Origin of the sequence: Lascolabacillus sp. (assembly GCF_028696275.1) — a bacterium.
Taxonomy (GTDB): domain Bacteria; phylum Bacteroidota; class Bacteroidia; order Bacteroidales; family Dysgonomonadaceae; genus Proteiniphilum; species Proteiniphilum massiliensis.
The window spans coordinates 1-20,301 of the sequence record NZ_JAQVHI010000038.1 but is presented as its reverse complement, the minus strand read 5'-3'; the positions used below and the strand labels follow the sequence as shown (position 1 = coordinate 20,301).

At 37.0% G+C, this 20,301-nt stretch carries 13 protein-coding genes; 11 read left to right on the top strand and 2 right to left on the bottom strand.

Going from position 1 to position 20,301, the window contains the following annotated elements:
• Positions 1-1,514: glycoside hydrolase family 76 protein (locus PHO43_RS08535; protein ID WP_288011931.1), on the bottom strand; the 1,514-nt coding region annotated here is incomplete at its 3' end.
• 592 nt (positions 1,515-2,106) lie between these two features.
• Complete coding sequence (locus tag PHO43_RS08530; protein ID WP_045089884.1) at positions 2,107-2,898, bottom strand: DeoR/GlpR family DNA-binding transcription regulator; 792 nt, start codon at positions 2,896-2,898, stop codon at positions 2,107-2,109.
• Between the two features lie 267 nt (positions 2,899-3,165).
• On the opposite strand from PHO43_RS08530, the gene PHO43_RS08525 reads away from it, so the two are divergent.
• The 11 genes from PHO43_RS08525 to PHO43_RS08475 all read left to right on the top strand — a co-directional run.
• On the top strand, positions 3,166-4,284 hold the full coding sequence (locus tag PHO43_RS08525) for an SIS domain-containing protein (protein WP_288011929.1): 1,119 nt from the start codon (positions 3,166-3,168) through the stop codon (positions 4,282-4,284).
• A 21-nt stretch (positions 4,285-4,305) separates the two neighbouring features.
• Positions 4,306-5,259 carry a carbohydrate kinase family protein gene (locus PHO43_RS08520; RefSeq protein WP_288011928.1) on the top strand — a complete coding sequence of 318 codons (954 nt, stop codon included), beginning with the start codon at positions 4,306-4,308 and terminating at the stop codon, positions 5,257-5,259.
• A gap of 66 nt (positions 5,260-5,325) precedes the next feature.
• Positions 5,326-7,377: a glycoside hydrolase family 36 protein gene (locus PHO43_RS08515; RefSeq protein ID WP_288011926.1), complete on the top strand. Its 2,052-nt coding sequence runs from the start codon at positions 5,326-5,328 to the stop codon at positions 7,375-7,377.
• A gap of 185 nt (positions 7,378-7,562) precedes the next feature.
• Positions 7,563-10,637, top strand: a complete 3,075-nt coding sequence (locus PHO43_RS08510; RefSeq protein WP_288011924.1) for a SusC/RagA family TonB-linked outer membrane protein — start codon at positions 7,563-7,565, stop codon at positions 10,635-10,637.
• A gap of 25 nt (positions 10,638-10,662) precedes the next feature.
• Entirely contained in the window at positions 10,663-12,432 is a 1,770-nt protein-coding gene (locus tag PHO43_RS08505) for a RagB/SusD family nutrient uptake outer membrane protein (RefSeq protein WP_053826120.1), read from the top strand.
• A gap of 118 nt (positions 12,433-12,550) precedes the next feature.
• Entirely contained in the window at positions 12,551-13,564 is a 1,014-nt protein-coding gene (locus tag PHO43_RS08500; protein WP_053826121.1) for an amidohydrolase family protein, read from the top strand.
• A gap of 36 nt (positions 13,565-13,600) precedes the next feature.
• Positions 13,601-14,557, top strand: a complete 957-nt coding sequence (locus tag PHO43_RS08495) for a PKD domain-containing protein (protein ID WP_053826122.1) — start codon at positions 13,601-13,603, stop codon at positions 14,555-14,557.
• Between the two features lie 76 nt (positions 14,558-14,633).
• Positions 14,634-16,031 carry a DUF4832 domain-containing protein gene (locus PHO43_RS08490; RefSeq protein WP_288011921.1) on the top strand — a complete coding sequence of 466 codons (1,398 nt, stop codon included), beginning with the start codon at positions 14,634-14,636 and terminating at the stop codon, positions 16,029-16,031.
• A 4-nt stretch (positions 16,032-16,035) separates the two neighbouring features.
• Positions 16,036-17,574 (top strand): hypothetical protein, encoded by a 1,539-nt coding sequence (locus tag PHO43_RS08485; protein WP_053826124.1) that lies wholly within the window; start codon positions 16,036-16,038, stop codon positions 17,572-17,574.
• A gap of 19 nt (positions 17,575-17,593) precedes the next feature.
• The gene (locus PHO43_RS08480) at positions 17,594-18,961 is read left to right on the top strand and encodes a Gfo/Idh/MocA family protein (protein ID WP_053826125.1); all 1,368 of its coding nucleotides are present in this window, start codon (positions 17,594-17,596) and stop codon (positions 18,959-18,961) included.
• Positions 18,962-18,988: 27 nt separating this feature from the next.
• A partial coding sequence (locus tag PHO43_RS08475) for a D-tagatose-bisphosphate aldolase, class II, non-catalytic subunit (protein WP_288011918.1) occupies positions 18,989-20,301 on the top strand: 1,313 nt, incomplete at its 3' end.

Below are 20,301 nucleotides of genomic sequence, written 5' to 3'. Positions count from 1 at the left end.
TTATGTTTGAATAGATCAGCCAAAGAAATCCACGAAAACTGTGCTGAATAGCTGAATGTTCTAAGTCCTGATACCCTCACATCATCCCTGTTATCATAGTTGTCTTCTGCAATCATATTTGGTTTCCACCCTACAAGATGATCCATTGGCAAAAATCCATCCTTATAATAGTTGTCATATGCAAAGTTAAGAGTCTTTGAGAAAGCGTCTATATAGTAAGATGTATCATATATAGAGTTGGTATATATTTCTACCCATGCACGAAGCAGGCAGGCATCAAATTCCGCTTTACCTGTTTTGTTTTGAGGAAAAGAGTAATAGTCATCTTTAATTTGCGAATCAGTGAAAAATTTAAAAGATGCATCAGCTAATGCAACTAAATCTTCGTAGTATTTTTTCTTTTTCTCTGGATCATCAGACACTCTATATAAATCTGCAACTCCGGATAGTGTAGAGCCTGAGTTGTAAGAGTATGCTGTTCTGTCAAGATTGCCATTTGAGATAGTTGTTCTTAAACCTTTATTTGGTCCTGAATCAGGAACTGTAGTTTTGCAACCAATCATATCACCATAAACATTGTCTTCACGTAAAAAAGTGTTGTTAACGAAGTCATATATCTTCTCAGCATACATCATATAATAGTCACTCTTTAGCATTGATTCAGAAGTAACCCTGTTAGTATTATAATCACCTCTAACAAGAAAGTCAATTTTATCCGGCGATTCACTGTATATTTCAGATAACCAGACCAATGGAGAAATAAGCGGACTGTTAGAACATGTATGTTTGCTGGTATAACCAGGTCCCCAGGTAATTCCTCCCCATTCTTCACCGTTTGGTTTCTTACTTTGATCCCAACCATCCAGACAGTAGGCTGTAAGATATTCAGAATAATCAAGATACCATTTTCTACGCTCTTTATTTGTAGCTAATGCATCCCCGGAAAGACTCACTGCTTCTTTTTCGAGTATAGAATATATTTCAAGGAAACATCTGATGAGCCACATCTGATCATCATACACATTCAGACGTCCACTTACATTATGGTTTTGTGGATCAATCTTTTCCTGTCTGTGAACACCAATAATATTTTCCCATCTGACCTCAGACTGAGTTGAAGAAGTAACTATTGCGTACCCTTTATAATAATCAAGGTTAATTGTAGAAGCATCCCAAACAAGCTGTTCGTAATGATCAAAAAGTTTCTGGTATTCCGGATCAGCACCAGGAATATCTTTAACCTTTTGCAGACTCTTCATTGCGGTCATCAACATCTCTATAATATTTGTGTATTCGTAGCAGTTGTAGCTATTGCCCACCGTTTCACCTGTATAAATGTTGTATTTTGGACGAGGGTTTATTGTCCTGTTGTTTTTCCATTCTTCATAACTTGTGTACTTCCAAATTGTATTATTGGCGATATCCAAAGCTCTATGCAAATTTTCAAAATCTTTAGAAAAGCTGTGCAACGATAAAATCAAACCTATTAATAAAAGTACCAGATATTTTTTCATAATTATATTTTTAATATTGACCATCTAATTTCAACAAAATCACCATCCTGCTTTAGATTGTAAAGCAGCGCCTGTTCTCGGGATGATAACTTTTTCCTTAAATATAGGTAAGATTGGATCAATAAGATCTATAAAAACTCCTTTAAGTACTAATGTTTTATAAATATGAACAAACGTTTATAGAATTAATTAAACAATGCATTGAAATTTTTATATCCTTATTCCAATTCATAGATATATAACAGACTGTAAAATTAAGTATATTATTTATTAAACCTAATACAAATAAAGCTTTAGTTAATTATTTTCAGCAGATGATACTTACTAAAGTATATATGTTTATTTGAAAAATACCAAGTCTTAGGCATCCTCAATAAATTATGATGTTGATAAGAAGAAAGTATGAGGAGGATATGAAGTGGATATAGACTTGATACGGCCAAAGTTCATATTAAGTACGACTGATGTTACGGACAAAAAGTGTAAAAATGTTTACATTTGCACTTTTTTATGTATAATAATAGAGAATATCCAAAAAAGCGTAAAAAAACACTTTCGTCAGTAGTTTCGAAATGTTTCGATATGTGTTTTTTTATCTGTCGTAAGGCGTAAGATAGACTTCAATTTTTTTATTTCTTAAATCTGCTACTAAATGAGAGGGTGTATCTTCATCGGTAACTACAGCTTTCAAGTCTGTAACTTTAGAAATAAATGCGAAACTTCTTTTGTTGAATTTAGAGGAGTCGAATACGGCAATTGTTTCTTTTGCCATTGTTATCATAGTTTGATTGATATTGGCTTCTTCTATATTAGGTGTAGAAATACCCTCTTCAATATTGAAGCTGTCAACACCCAGAAATAGTTTATCACAATAAATAACTTTCAAAACAGACTCTGCAAGAGGCCCCACAGTGGATAAAGAGGATCCGCGGAGATATCCACCAAGCAATATCACATCAAAACGATTATATTTCGAAACCTCTAATGCTATATCTATAGCGTTTGTTACTATTGTCAACTTTTGAAACCTGTGTAGATTCTTGGCTATCTCCATGGTTGTAGTGCCGGAGTCTATTATTATTGTCTCGTTTTCGTTTATAAGAGTGGCAGCCATTTTGCCAATTGCTTTCTTTTGTTTGTGATGGAAAAGCCTTTTGGATTCAATGTGTACGTCATTTCCATCTATATTGGCAGTTGGTATTTTTATTGCACCACCACGTACTCTGAAAAGTAAATTGCGTTTTTTAAGCACTTCCAGATCCTTTCGGATTGTTACCTCAGATAGCGAGTATCTTTTACAAAGTTCTTCAACCGTAACGCGATTGTGCTGGTTAATTAATTGAATTATATCTGCTCTTCTTTCGTTTGTTGAGAAATTTTCCATAATATGACTTTTTACACTTACAAATGTAGTGTTTTAATTGAATAAACGAAATGTAGCGAAAGGGTATTTTATTCAAAAGTTTATTTCGAAATGTTTCGAAACGGAAAAGCTTCTTCCATGAATAAGTTAAAAGCATGAAAATGAACATAATAGTATTTAAGTGATGTAAAACATGTTATAAAACATATATTATTAAAGTTTCGGATGTTTCGATTGTGTTATGTTTGTAACAAAGTTAAACATTTAGAATAAAAAAATTAAGTAAATATGGGATTTGTAAATAGTAACACATACCGTGAAATATTTCATCAGCCGGAGATGTGGAGACAAACATACAGTATTATATCGGAAAGAAAAGAAGAAATATCAAACTTTTTATCTAACTACTATAATAATGATGTGACTGTAGTTTTTACGGGAGCAGGGACTTCATCTTACGTAGGGAATATTTTACAGTATTTGATGGCAGGTTATGGTATTACTAACTATAAATCTGTTGCTACTACCGATTTGACTACTCACGCTGATACTATTTTTCTTAAAAATAAAAAATATATTCTTGTCTCTTTGGCTAGATCGGGTAACAGTCCGGAAAGTATAGCTGCTGTTGATATTGCTGACTCTATTTGCGGTGACAATATATCTCACATATTCATTACATGTAATGCTGAGGGCGCTTTGGCAAAAAGAGAGCCTAAAAGCAACGTGCTTTCGTTAATTCTTCCGGATGCAACTAATGATAAGGGTTTGGCTATGACCAGCAGTTTCTCTTCTATGCTTCTTATGGCAATGTTGGTATTTGATCTAAATAATGTTGAAGAAAACAGAGCCGGAGTTGATAAATTAAGTAAGAAGGCCGAATATATGTTAAATAGGTATTCTGAGGATATACAAAAGATTGCTGCAATAGATTTTGAAAGAGCTGTTTTTCTTGGCTCAGGTGAAAAGAAAGGAATAGCTGAGGAGTGTCATCTTAAACTTCAGGAACTTACCGATGGGAAAGTAATATGTCTTTTTGATTCGTTCCTGGGTTTCAGACATGGACCAAAAGCAGCTTTAAATGAAAAGACTTTGATTATATACCTTTTTGCAGATGATGAAAAGACACTTAAATATGAAATAGATCTGGTTGTACAAATTAATCAACAAATTAAACCTGCAGGTCAGATTTATGTAGCAGAAAGAAAAATAGAGCAAACAGAAGTGAAATTTGACCTGGAGATGGTGCCTGAAACATACGAGAATACAAAATTTGATGTAATTTTATATGTACTTGTTGGTCAGTTGCTGGGCCTTTTCAAAAATGTTGAATTGAAACTGGATCCTGATAGCCCATCGGCAAGTGGAAAAATTGCACGTGTTGTTGAAGGTGTAACCATTTATTAAACAAAAAAAAGCTTGACAGTTATGAAAAATTATGATGTAGTAGCTATCGGAGAACTTAACGTAGATTTAATACTGAACGGAATTCAGGGAGAACCTACTGTAGGGAAAGAGATTTTTGCAGAGGATATGCTTCTGACGCTAGGAAGTTCAACTGCTATTTTCGCAGCCAATGTTGCATGCCTTGGATCTAAGACAGGTTTCGTTGGCATGATAGGAAAAGATGTGTTCGGTACTCTTATTGAAGCTAGTTTGACAGAGAAGGGAGTAGATACCTCTATGTTGATAAAATCATCCAAGTATGCATCGGGTGCAACTATCTGCCTGAATTACAATGAAGATAGGGCAAATGTGACATATCAGGGTGCAATGGATCACATGTCATATGATGATATTGATAATTCAGTTTTTACTAACACAAAACATATTCATCTCTCATCTGTGTTTTTGCAGTCAGGTATAAAGAAAGATCTGCTTAAGATTCTTAAATCAGCTCGTGAAAATAGTGTAACTACATCCTTTGACCCACAATGGGATCCAAATGAGAAATGGGATATGGATTATAAAGAGGTATTACCATACCTGAATGTATTTCTGCCCAATGAAACTGAACTGAAGTTTATTACCGGATCTGAAACATTAGAGGAGGGAATAGAAAAAATCAGACCATATATAAACGTATGTGTAGTGAAATGTGGAAGGAATGGTTCTATATTACTCCAAAAAGGTAAAGCAGATATAAAACTTGATGCTTTTCTTAATAACGATGTAGTTGATGCAATTGGGGCCGGTGACAGTTTTAATGCTGGTTTTATTCATGCATTTGTCAAAGGAGCATCAGTTGAAGAGGCTCAGGTTAATGGAAACCTTACAGGGGCAGTTAACACTACTGCTGCTGGAGGTACAGGAGCTTTCACTTCGGCAGAAGCTGTGAAAAAGATAGCTGCTGACAGATTCAAAAAGAGTCTGATATTATAATAAGCAGCACTGGCAAGAGTGATGTGATTTTTAATAAATATATAAATCAATAAAAACTATCAATTTATGAAATTCGTAAGAAACATATTTCTAGCCGGTCTCTCTGCCTTGCTTGTATGTTCCTGCTCAAATGCCCCTACAATGGTAGAAAACGGGAATATGGTTTTCGAAATCAGTGAGGATATGCAGACACGGTTAACCTGGAACGAATCAACCAATCAACTGGTGGATTTTGGCTATACTGAAGCACTGATCACAGAGAATGATGAAGAGATTAAAGAGTTTACGCTGATCAAATCATCGAAAAGAAAAATCAACGATGAAAAAGGTCAGGGTGAAAACTATCTGTATCAGGGAAAAAATACCGAAGGAAAACTTACAAAGATTCTGTCGGTTACAAAATATGAAGATTTCCCTAATATGCTTATAACAAAGGTGTCATTTGTGAATGATGGAGATACGCCTGTAGTTGTAAAAGAGATCAAAAACAACAGATATGAGGTTATAGGAGGAGGTGATACACCCACATACTGGTCGTTTCAGGGCGAATCTACATCTCGCCGAAGGGATTGGATATTACCTGTTGTAGAAAATTTCTATCAGCGTAACTTTATGGGAATGAATAATTCCGACTATGGAGGTGGAATACCGGTTACTGCTCTTTGGAGATCTGATCTGGGTATTGCAATTGGTCATGTATCCCTGCACCCTGAACTTGTATCGCTGCCGGTTGATAATAGAAATGAAACAGGCAATGCAATTATTTCAATGACAAAAACATATGAAGAGGATGAATATGTAACACTAATGCCCGGTGAAACTATCTCTTCAATTGAGGGTTTTGTACAAATGTACGAAGGAGACTGTTTTCTGCCATTGAGAAGATTTTCTGAATATATGCAGAAATCAGGGATTGTAATGCCTGAATCGGAACCTGATGCGTTTGAATCTATGTGGTGTTCATGGGGATATGAGCGCACTGCTACTTTTGAAGAGGTTCTTGGCACTTTGCCTAAAGTAAAGGAGCTTGGAATTAAATGGGCAACTGTTGATGATGGTTTTCAGATTGCCGAGGGCGACTGGGATCTTGATCCTAAAAGATTCCCGGGTGGAGATCAGGAGATGATTGATCTTGTTAAAGAAATGAAAAAGGATGGCTTGAAAGTGCAGCTTTGGTGGGCACCTCTTGCTGCTGATCCCGGAACCAAAATTCTTGAAGAGCACCCTGAAATTGTGATGCTATCAAAAGATGGTAAACCATACAATATTTCCTGGTGGAACAGCTATTATATGTCTCCTGTTGCTGAGGCTACAATTAATGAAACAAGGAAACTTGTTAACAGGTTTATAAAGGAATATGATTTTGATGGACTTAAACTAGATGGCCAGCATCTAAATGCTGTTAATCCCGATTATAGCCAGGCAAATCACCCGCATGACCCTGAATTGGCTGTAAGAGAGTTACCTAACTTCTTTAAGTTGATCTATGAGGACGCGTTGGCAATAAAGCCCAATGCAGTAATACAAAACTGCCCTTGTGGTACATGTATGTCATTCTATAATATGCCTTATGCAAATCAGGTTGTGTCTTCAGACCCAACAAGCAGCTGGCAGATTAGAAGCAAAGGTTTGGTTTACAGAGCAATCATACCAAAGACTGCCTATTTCGGTGATCATGTTGAGCTGAGTGATAATGGTGATGATTTTGCATCATCTTTCGGTATTGGTGCTGTACTTGGAACAAAGTTTACCTATCCAAAGAACAACCCAAATGTTAAAGAAGACTACCTGTTGACACCAGAAAAAGAGGTGATATGGAAGAAATGGTTCTCATTATATGATGAGAAAATGTTATCAACCGGAACTTATATGGGTGGACTTTATGATATAGGCTACTTTAAACCTGAAGCTCATGTTGTTAAAAAAGATGATAAAATGTATTATGCATTTTATGCAGATGAGTGGGATGGAGAAATTGAGTTGAGAGGTCTTGAAAAAGATAGAGAATATACCGTAGTAGAATATGCTAATGATGAACAAAGAACTTATACTGTGAATGGTTCTAATCCAATTATTAAACCTGCATTTAAGAAAGACTACCTTATAGAAGTATATTAAAAATAGAAACATAAATTACGCTATATAGCACTGATTAAGTGAGTGTTATACTGCTTTTTACCCAGGAGCTTCAAAAATGAAAAGTTACCCGGACAGGTGATACCTATCTCTAACAGAAGAAAACTATTTATAAAATTATAAATGATAGTACGTATGAATAATAAACAATTAAATGAAGAATTACTATGAACGACTGTTTTAGAAAAGCTTTGCAAAAGCATTTATTCTATGTGATGCCTGTAATACTAATGTTACTGATCACATCTGTATTTTCAAATGTTGTTGCAGCAGATAACCTTGTAAATGAGGTTATGCAGCAACGTATGGTAAACGGTAATGTTACTGATTCACAAGGAGAACCTTTGATTGGTGTTACCGTGGCAATTAAAGGCATGTCAACAGGAACTGTTACTGATTTCGATGGAAATTATACTCTTGCTAACGTTCCTGAGAATGCTACATTGGTTTTCTCTTATGTAGGTTTTACAACATTGGAGGAAGTTGTTGGTGGCAGAACTACTATTAATATTGTTTTGATGGAAGAGGCAACCTTAATGGATGAACTTGTTGTGGTTGGTTATAATACCATTAGAAGAAGCCAGCTGACAAGTTCAGTAGTTACCTTAGAGAGTAGTGAAATCACAGATAATGTTACACATGACCTTGGATCTATGCTGCAAGGTAAAGTAGCCGGTCTAATGATTACCAACTCTACGGGACAACCGGGTTCGTCTGCTCAAATGCGAATTCGCGGGGTAGGTACGATTACAGCAGGACAGAGTCCGCTAATTGTTGTTGACGGTATTCCGGGTGGAACCTATGATCCTAACGATGTTGAAACAGTAAGTGTTTTGAAGGACGTTGGTTCTACTGCTATATATGGTGCTGATGGTGCAAATGGGGTTATAGTTATAACAACAAAGCAGGGACGAAAGAATCAGAAAGCTGAAGTTACTGTAAGGGCTAATGTTGCTACTACAGAAGCACTTTTCGGTAGATTTAGCCCAATGGATGGAGCTGAGTTGTATGATCTTTGGGCTTCATGGGGAATTCCTAACTTTGAGGCAAACTATCCGGAATCTTTGAGAGAAAGAAACTTTGACTGGTTAAACAGTACATTCAAGAAAGGTAATGCACAGGAATATCATGCATCAGTAAGAGGTGGTACTACCAATACTTCTTATATGGTGAGTCTGAATCACTTTAACCATAAAGGTACTATGCCTGGAACTCACTACAGAAGAAATAACATTAGAATGAACTTCGACCTGCAGCTTGCTCCTACTGTTGACATGAGTGTAAGAATGAATATGCGTGAAAACAAAAGCGAGAACCTTTGGTCTTACACTTTTAGTGAAATGGCTTATCGCGGTATTCCATGGGATAATCCATTCGATGAAAATGGCAATCCTGTGAATATTGCAGCAACTCCTCCGGCAGAACAGACTTGGTACTACGCAAACCGCCAGAACCCATGGCATGGTTATCAGTATAACTATAACAGAAGCGGTGGTACAGGTATGAATCTTGACCTTGTTCTCAACTGGCAAATCCTTCCTTGGTTAACTGCAAGTAATACTCTTCGTCTTGGCAGATCACAAAGCTGGGAGAAGGAGTTTTATGACTCTCGTGATGCAAGTCAGACCCACAACGGTATACAGGATGGTAGCTATGTAGAAGATTCAGCAACTTTCCCACTTGGTGGATATGGAAATACCACACTTCTGAGAGTTAATCACAGTTTTGGTGCTCACCATATTGGAGGTGTTGCAGGTTATGAATTTGGTCAATCACCCGGTAGTTACAGTTTTGGTGCTTATTCACAGAATCAGCCGGTTGGTATTGAGCTTGTATCAGCAGGTGCTGCAAATACCATGCGTGCCACAGGTGGGTATTCCACACCAAGTGCAGGTTGGTCAGCATTTGCACAGATGAACTATTCATACAAAGACAAATATCTGGCTTCTGTTTCTTACAGAGCAGACGCGAGCAGCAAATTTGCTCCTGGAAAACGTGTTGGTTATTTCCCGGCAGCAAGTGCAGGCTGGTTAGCTTCAAATGAAGATTTCCTTAAAGGTAATAATATACTTACATACCTGAAGTTACGTGGTAGTTATGGTTTAACAGGTAACTCCAACATTGGTAACTTTACCTATCTTGATGCATACACATTCTCAAATGTAACTTATCTTGGTATACCGGGTGCACAACCATCACGACTTGCCAATCCTAATTTGGGGTGGGAGTCCGCAATCATGGCTACTGCAGGTATTGACATGAAGTTTTTCAAATGGTTAGATTTAACTGTTGATGTTTATAAAAACCTTAACAAGGATCTTCTATTTGCTGCACCTGTTGCTCCAAGTACTGGTTTCTACAGCTATACACGTAATGTTGGTGAAGTAAGCAATAAAGGTATTGAAATTGAATTAAGCACAGTAAATATAAATAAGAAAGACTGGAGATGGACAACATCTTTCAATATTGGATTCAACAAAAATACTGTTGAGAAACTTCCAAGTGATGAGCCCGGACAGCCTGGCAAACCAATTATGGTTGGGTCGGCAGATGCTGCTCGTCAGAGAATGGAAGAAGGTAAAGAACTTTATGGCTGGTACATGCAAGAGTGGCGTGGTGTTGATCCAGAAACAGGTGATCCGCTATGGACTGCTGAAGATGGTGGAGTTACCAATGATTATGCAAAAGCTAAAGTTGATTGGTTAGGATCATCTCCAAATCCAAAGTTCTCAGGTGGTCTTCAGAATACTGTATCCTATAAAGGATTCTCTCTTGGAGCAAATATATTCTTCATATATGGTAACACCATCTATAACGGCACTCGAAGCTCAATGGATAATGATGGACGTCAGGCTCAATACAATCAGATTTCTCTTGATAATGGTTTAGGTTGGAGCAGATGGGAAAAACCTGGTGATATTGCTACTCACCCAAGACCAGTTTATGGAGGAAATAAGAATTCGGCAGGTGCTTCTTCACGCTTTCTTGAAGATGGAAGCTTCTTACGTTTGCGTAATGTGAATTTCGGATATAATTTCTCAGGTAATGTATTGAATGAAATAGGTGTACAGAGTGCACGTTTATTCTTCTCAGGTGACAACCTGTTGACATTTAGTAAATTCTCAGGAACAGACCCTGAAACCAATTTGTCATCAAGTGGTATTAATAGTGTAGCCGGAAGTGTAAACTGGATTTATCCTGTTAACCGTACTTTTTCACTTGGTGTTGAATTAAAGTTTTAATACATAAAAAATAACGATTTATATTATGAACAAAATATTAATAATATTAGTAGCAGTAATATCAGTTTTTTCGCTGAATTCCTGTGTTGATATGGATTTGGTCCCTCAGGATTCGATGACCTCAGCTCAGCTTGCATCTGATCCTGCAGGTATTGAATTAACAACCATTGGTGCATATAGATGGTTCAGACAAAACCGTCCTGGTTTAACAGGTGGTTCTACAAGTAGAAGTGTTTATGCCAGAAATTGGTTTCAGATGAATGAATTCAGAGGTGATAATGTTTTTATTGCCGGTGTTACATCTGACCCTTTCATGAAATCTTATGAATATACAGATTCTCAAACCGAAGAGACTACACGTTACTTTTGGTATGCATCTTACTCTATACTGAATATTTTGAATACCAATATCGGTGTGGCAACCGAAGGAACCTCAGCATACAACGACCACATACTGGGAGAGAACTACTTCCTTCGTGCCCTGGTATATCTGAATCTTTGTGATATTTATGCACGCCCTTATACTCACGGAGCAAATAATCCGGCTGTAGTACTTCGTACTGAAAATACATCACCTGATGAAGAGATCACCAGAGCTACTATTGGTGAAGTTTATGCACAAATTGAGAGCGACCTTAAGAAAGCTATCCAGCTTATGGATGGTTACCGCAGATCTACAAATGCCAGTTTTGCCTGGAAAGGTTCAGCACAGGGTTTACTGTCAAGACTTTATCTGAACATGGAGAGAAATCAGGAGGTTGTTGATATTGTAAATGAAATGTTGGCCGGAAGATCAGCTCAGGATGTTTTGGATCCTGATCTTGCAACATACTTTACAAGAACACAAACTTCAGAAGAATCTTTATGGGTAATTGGATATCTCTCTAATGAGAGTCCCGGTACAAGTTCTGTAGCATCAATGTATCTTACAGACCCTGAAAGTGGTACAGGATGGGGTGAGATTTACCCATCGGATCCATTCTATGAGTTAATGACACGGTATGCAGAAGATGATATTCGCTGGAATCATTTCCATCTGTACCAACCTCTGCCTTCATCAGTACTTTATAAGGGAGAAGCTCCAAAATGGATGGCTAACTGGCCTGTACCTAACCCTGCCAGCTGGTATTATGGTTTACAATACCGCTACCTGGATGAGGATGAGAATGGTAAATTTATCATATTTAGTGATAAAATGGATGAACCCATTGATGATGACTTCTTCTCAAACACTAATACGAAAATCTATATTCAGGAGGAGATAGTAAATACCTATCCCAAATATTACTTCATGCACAATAATCAAAAGATTTATGTGACTGTAAATCCTGCTACAAATAATCGTATGAGTTACAGGAAGATATTTAATACTAAACTGTCATATCAGGATGGCAATCCTATGTTATGCTCTTACCCTATGATTCGTTGGGCAGAAGTTATACTTAATCGTGCTGAAGCTTATGCAAAATTAAATAATCCTGATGCTGCATTAGCTGATGTTAATGCAATACGCATGCGTGCAGGACTTTCTGGCGATCAGCTTATGACACAGTCAAACATGACCGCTCGAGGATATAATTCAGTTCTGGATGTAGTGCTTGATGAGCGTCGTCTTGAACTAGCTTATGAAGGATTCCGCTGGAAAGATCTATTTAGAAATAAAAAACCTATGGATCGTCGTTATGGTGGAACTCACCCATGGGAAGTTATTCAACCTGACGATCCACGTATTCCACACCAGATATCAGGAGATGAAATGCTTATTAACCCAGGCGTTTTACCAAATGAGAGATAGTATTAATTCTAACTGTCTATGAAAAAAGAGGGAATTAAAACCTCCCTCTTTTCTTTACTGACACCAAGGAATTTAATGCTTTAAGATAAATAGACAATTATTTAATAACAATTCGATTATGAGAAATCTTATACTTCTTGTTTGCTTAAGCATTTTTCCACTTTTTGGTTATTCTCAGTATGTAACAAAATACCCTGATATTCCAAGAATTGATGTTCATTCACATATTGGAAACGATTACCAGAGCATTGAGAGTTTTCTGAAATTTAGAGAAAAGTTGCTTTCAGAAAGTGAAATTGATCTGGCAATGATGATCAATTTGGATGATGAACAGGCTATAGACTCAATATTTAATGCAAGCAATGGCAGAATAGTTACTGCAATTAATGACTTTGAACCACAAAGAGGTTTAACACATTCTCCTGAAGATATATATGTCAGTTTGAAAAAAGGTTATGTTGGATATAAAATATGGCATGGACCTGCTGAAAGAAGACTAAAAGAGGGAGAGGAAGGTATCAGGTATATTGATGATATTGCTCATGAACCTGTATTTGCAGCAATGGAGAAAGCCGGTCTGCCGGGAGCTTCATTTCATATTGCCGATCCTAATGGACCATTTGGTAACAGAGGGAAATGGGCAGCTGATCCGGTTGAATTTTGGAGGCAGGTTGTAGGTCTGGAGCATGTCTTGCAAAGACATCCTGATCTAGTGGTTATTGCTGCACATTGTGCGTGGCTGATATGTCAGGATGCTCAAATTGACTATCTGAGATATATGTTATCAACATATCCAAACTTCTATGTGGATCTGGCAGCAACATTTCAATATTTCCATATGGTAGATCATTCCAACTTAAGAGATTTTCTGATAGAATACTCGGATCGTATATTATATGGTACTGATGTGAGTACTATTCGTGATGCGCAATTATCTAACAATATTGCGAGGTATAATCGTACTTTCAGAATCCTCGAAACAGATGAAATGGTAGAAGGCGGGTTCTTTGGAATGAATCCTGTAAAAGGACTCAACCTGCCGAGAGAAGTATTAGAAAAAATATATTATAAAAACGCATTAAAACTTTATCCCGGATTGAAAGAAAAAATGACTTTACTGGGATTCACGTAAAACACAATAATTTCTTTAATTTAAAACTAAGCAATAATGAATTTAAAAAGATTAAACTTTCTGATTTTTGTCTCTTTATTGGGACTAGTTTTCACTTCTTGTGGTGAGGAAGATAGTACAACTCCGTCAATTGCACCTAAAGCATCTTTTGACTTTACCGCAGATGAATTGACAGTTACCTTTAACAACACTTCGGAAAATGCAGTTTCCTATATCTGGCTATTTGGAGATGGGAACAAGTCAACTGATCAACACCCAACTCATACATACACAGAAGAGGGTACATACGAAGTTGAACTATTTGCAACGAACAGTTCTGATGAAACCAAATCAACAAAAAAATCTGTAACTGTTAAATTAAACGTTGAAGAAGAAGATGAAGATGCCATGCCTGAAGTAAATATCACATTGGATGGTAAATTTGATGATTGGGCAGAGATTGATGAAGAGCATCTTGCAATTGCAGTTCTTGATGAGAAAAACAGTGAGCTACATCGATTGAAAGAGGTTCGTTTTATTGCTGATGCAAACTATATCTATATGTATATGAAGATGGATATTCTGCATGCTAACGCTATGGATATTTATCTTAATACAGATGGTGATCCTGAAACAGGCTACAATAGCTGGATGTGGGATACCGGTGCAGCAAACTATCTGATGCAAGGATTTATTTACGAAGATTACGATATGAGACTTGCTGCTTATGACGAAACAAAAGGTGGAGGCTGGGGATGGCTTACTCCAAACGTAGTGGAAAAAGGAATGGGACTGATGACTATTTCTGAAATGGTACAAGTGGAAGATAACATTTATGAGTTTGAAGCTCAGATATTGAAAAGTTTGATTCCTAATTTAGGTGATAGCGTAAGTATTATGATTGGACATTCGGGAGCTGAAGGAGAAGATAACGCATGGACTACTTCAGGAGGATTGCCAACTGTAACCGCTTCAGGAGATAAGAACAAAGGTTTAACCGTTAGATTAAAATAAACAATTAACAGATTGGCCACCTTTTAAAAAACAATGAAAAGGTGGCCAATTTAAAAATCACTTAAATATTTTAATTATGAAGATTAAATATCTGCTCTTGTTTTTTGCTTCCGCATTTTTACTTAGTTGCAGTGAAACGATAGATACTGAAGACAACAATAAAGATGATGAATATAAAATTGAGAAAGTAGAATTTACAGAATCATTAGAGAATTTTGTTAACCCGGAACGAGGATTCTATAGATTTTTTGAAACAAGTACAAATAATAGTAGTGTTCTTACTCAATCATATCTAGATGGTATAAGAAAAGAAGGCATATCATTGGTATATACTGCATACACTATGCCCGCCTTTAGAGATAAGCCTATTTCTCAGGAGTATATTGATAGAATTAAAACCAATATGAAAGCTCTTAGAGAAAATGGATGTAAGTCAATTGTAAGATTCAGATATACTAATAATCTGGATGATCTTCCATGGGATGCACCTGAAGATATCCTATTTGGTCATATTGAGCAACTGCGACCGATTTTTCAGGAGTATGCAGATGTTATAGCAGTACTGGAAGCCGGATTTATAGGTGTTTGGGGAGAATGGTATTATACTGATAATTACAACTTCCGCCCAAATGAAAATGAATATGGCCCCCGTCGCAAGGTACTTGATGCACTGCTTGAAGCACTGCCAAAAGAGAGAATGGTTCTGGTTAGATACCCTGCAGCCAAACTTCATAGTTTTGGTATTACTTATACTGACACAGTTTCACTGAAAACGGCACATAATCAGTCGGACTTATCAAGAGTTGGTTTTCATAACGACTGTTTTTTAGCTGATCAGGATGACAGAGGTACTTTTGGTGGTAACAGAAACTTCAGAAAATATTGGGAATGGGAATCCAAATATTTGCCTATGGGAGGTGAAACTTGTCAACCATCATCATACTCAGAATGCAGTAGTGCTTTAGAGAATATGGCTAAATACCATTGGTCGTTCCTTAATTTGAACTATCATCCGGGTGTTATTGGAGACTGGCAAACAAATAATTGTATGGAAGAAATACAAAGACGTCTTGGTTACAGGTTTGTGTTAACAGAAGGTACTTTTTCCAATAACCTTACTGTTGGTGATAAATTCGAAATGGATCTAGACCTAATGAATATTGGTTTTGCAGCACCTTACAACCCAAGAAATGCAGAGCTTATCTTAGTTTCAAAATCAAATTCATCAGAGAAATATAAATTTGATTTAGGCGTTGATCCACGCTTTTGGTTTGGTGGAGAAACATTTAATATATCGGCAAAAGTTACAATCACAGAGGAAATGAAGGGCAAAGTATTTGATGTTTGTCTGAACTTCCCTGATCCACAGGAAACATTATCTGAAGATCCAAAATTTAGTATCAGGCTGGCTAATGAAGATGTTTGGGATTTTGCTACAGGTTATAATAAAATTTATACTATTACAGTAAAGTAAAATAATGAGAATTACTAAAAAAACAGTCACAATCCTTTTGGGCTTTTTATTTATGGCTTTTAATGGGTTTGCTGGTGAGTGGGCTGATACTCAGGAAACACAGCGCATAATCTTTCCACGTGGTGTTTCGGTTAATATCGGTCAGGTTGGATGGATGGGTGGTAGTTCTCTTGAAGAGACCGACGGACCATGGCGTGCAGGTATAAGAAGAGATTTTGATGTCAGGGACTATAAGCCAATGGTTGAAGTAGGTAAAGAACTTGGCGTTAGGTTTATGTCTCTATTCATTCTTGGAGAGTTTGACAGGCTGAATATTTTGGGAGAATACCCAACAAGCAATCCTGATGGAGAGAATTGGGATAATTCTAAATATGTAAGTAATACGCAATTGGATATAATGGATTATGTTAAATCCAATGCAGCTAACATTGAGTTCGGTATTACCGGGGTATTGCATGAGTACTGGGAAGATGGAGTTAAGAGCAGAGCTGAATGGTTTAATGTTGAAAAACAAGAGCCAAGAGATGAGACAATTATTAGAAATAATATTGTACTTTTAAAACGGTTAATGGCACAGTATGGCATTAGTCCTGAAAATGGTCATTCCTTTCCTGAGAGTTTTATTTCATATGGCTTTTATTTTAATCCAGGTGCGGAATATAGCCTCGGGAGAGTTTTGAGTGACAATGGAGTTAAGTATGCAAATACACCTTATGCTACAATCCATGGTTTGAATCATCCTCCATTACTGGATGGTGGATTTGATAATGGTGTATTACTACTTGACAGACACAACCATGGAAATCTTTGGTATGAATATGCAAAACTACCGGATAGCATACCTTCTGGTATACAAACAGTAGTAGTTGAGTCTCACTGGGCAAACTGGCTTGCTTATGACGATCATTTACAACCTGATCTTAATCAGAATTGGATTGAATATCTTAGAACAATACAGGCAGATAGAGGCCATTACTTATCAAAAAACACAGAACAGCTCTACTCGCAGTGGTTGTATAAAAAATATACAAAGGTATTGGAAATAGAAGCAGGTAAGGTAAGTATTGACAATCGTAACATGGTAGCTGATGCTTATGAATATGACCTATTGGGTAATTTGGTTTTGTCGGTTCAGCTTAATGAAGGAGAGCATGTTTCCAGTGCCTCAATTGATGGAAAACTGATTTCAGCTTACTATGAAGCAGAAGGGTTTGGATACATTTATCTACCACCTCTGGAAAAGAAAAACTACACTTTTCAATATACAGTTGGAAATAAGAGAATGGACTGTTTTGTAAATAATACCGGCACTTATAATGTATATAATGTGACATGTAATAAATCATTTATGAAAATTGATCTTAAAATGTATGGAGAACAGGTCGTTGAAATTTATACAGCAGAACCGGTATCAGTTACCAGTGATAACGAATACCTGAAAGTTAAAGATTTCAGGTATGACAATGAACGTAAAATTGCATTTATTACTCTAAACGGAAGAAATATTCAGGGTGAAATAGGATCAATAATGTTAAAATATTGAACGACTAAAAAATATTTTTATGACACTAAACAGACGTGATTTTGTTAAAAGAGCTGCTGCAGGGGCAGGAGCTGTAATGATTGGAGAAAAAGCATTTACTAAAACTTTTGCTGCACCTACAATTTTACAGGGTGAAGATGACAGAATTGTAAGATTAGGTATAATTGGAGTAGGGGGCATGGGAACAAATCTCTTAAGATCTATTGTTGCGATGCCGGATGTTCAGGTACCTGCTATTTGCGATATTTCAAAATCAGCACTTACCAGAGCATTAAACATAGTTGAAGAGTCAGGGCGAAAAAGACCCGAAGGTTATTCAAATGGAGAATATGACTACCGAAATCTTATCAATAGAGATGATATAGACGCAGTAGTTATTGCTACTCCCTGGTTGTGGCATACTCCAATGTGTGTTGAAGCAATGAGGGCTGGCAAGCATGTTGCTCCTGAGGTATGGGGAGCTTCTACAATTGAAGAGTGCTGGGAATTGGTGAAAACTGCAGAAGAGACTGGTATGCAGTGTATGATGCTCGAAAACCACTGTTTTGACCGTATAGAGATGTCTGCACTGAAAATGGTAAGAGAAGGACTATTTGGTGAAATGCTTCACTATGAATGCAGTTACTGCCATGATCTAAGAGATGTTAAGTTCCGTCCTGGTGCGGAGTTTGGTGAAAAAGGTGAGGGTGAAGCAAGATGGAGAACAGTACATTCATTGAGAAGGAATGGTGACTTGTATCCTACTCATGGTTTAGGACCTATTGCAAACTATATGGATGATAATAGAGGTAACCGAATGGTGTCTCTTACATCAACTGCAACAAAATCGAGAGCGCTTCATGAATATATCGTCCAAAAAGGTGGTGATGATCATCCTAATGCAGAACTTGACTGGATGTTGGGTGATGTGATTACTACTGTGATAAAAACCCAGAGAGGGGAGACCATAACTCTTACTCATGATACAAATACTCCCAGACCTTATTCTAACAATATGATGGCGCAGGGAACCAAAGGACTTTGGATTTATCACAGAGGATTGGCCAACTCGGTATATGTTGATGGCAGAAGTCCAAACCACAAATGGGAGGATTGGGAAAAATATATACCTGAATTTGAACATCCATTGTGGAAAAAATTCATGGCTGAAGGAGTCCGCGGTGATCATGGCGGTGCAGGATATCTTAAAATACGTTCATTTGTAGAGTGTATTAAAAGAGGTATACCTACAGTAATTGATGTTTATGACACAGCAGCCTGGATTGCAGTCACACCACTTACAGAGAAATCAATTGCTTTAGGTAGTGCACCAGTTGAATTCCCTGATTTTACAAATGGAAAATGGTTAGAAAACAAACCAATATTTGGTTTGACAGATGAGTATTGATTATTGATTATTAAAATTTAAAATAAAATGAAAAGTTCTTTAGAGGCATTTCTTGAGTTGATGGAGGCAAACCGAAATGGTTTGGCAAAGGGTATTTACTCTGTGTGTACAGCTCATCCCGAAGTATTGGAAGCCAGTTTTAAACAGGCAAAGCGAGATAAATCGCTCCTGCTTATTGAATCTACATCAAATCAAGTTGATCAATATGGTGGGTATACAGGAATGAAGCCTCTTGATTTTGTTGAATTTATCAATGGGATAGCAGAGAAAACTGACTTTCCTAAAGAGATGATATTACTTGGTGGTGATCATTTAGGACCAAACCCTTGGAGAAAACTGCCTGCTGCAGAAGCCATGGATAAAGCTAAAGTGCTTATTGCAGAATATGTTAAAGCTGGTTTTCAGAAGATACATTTGGATACAAGTATGTTTTGTGCTGATGATGAGGGAGATAGGACAAAACCATTATCTGAAGAGATTGTAGCTGAAAGAGCTGCGATACTTTGTAAAGTAGCTGAAGATACATGGGCAGAATACAGAAAAGATTTCCATAAACCAGTATATATTATAGGTACTGAAGTGCCGGTGCCAGGTGGGGCTCAAGAGGAAGAAGATGAGGTTGTACCAACTTCTCCATCAGATGCCAAAGAAACTATAGCTGTAACTAATAAACACTTCCTGAAAGTGGGCTTGGAAGATGCGTGGAATAGAGTAATTGGAGTAGTTGTTCAACCTGGAGTGGAATTCAGTGATGACCGCATATTTGCATTTCAACCAGAGAAGGCAGAAGAGTTAAGTAAAAATATTTTGGAGTATGATCGACTTGTTTATGAAGCTCATTCAACTGATTATCAGACTGAGGATATGCTTAGAAAACTGGTTGAAGGTCACTTTTGTATATTAAAGGTTGGTCCATGGTTAACATATGCTTACCGTGAAGCCTTACTGTCACTTGAGGCTATGGAGGTTGAATTATTGGGTGCAGATGATCCAAACCTATCAAGGTTGAGTGAAATCCTGGAAAAGACAATGATCAACGAGCCAAAATACTGGGAACCATACTATCATGGAGATGATAAACAAAAAGCTTTTAAAAGAAAATATAGTTTTTCAGATAGGGTTAGATATTACTGGCCAGTAAAGGATATAGAAGAGGCAAAAAAGAGGTTGTTCAATAATCTAAGTGAAATAGAAATTCCATTATCGCTTTTGAGTCAATATATGCCTGCTCAGTTTTATCAGGTATGTAAAGGTTCAATAAAAGCTAATCCAACTGACCTGGTTCATAGTCATATAAATACGGTAACAGGTATATATTCACGAGCTTGCGGTTTATCAGA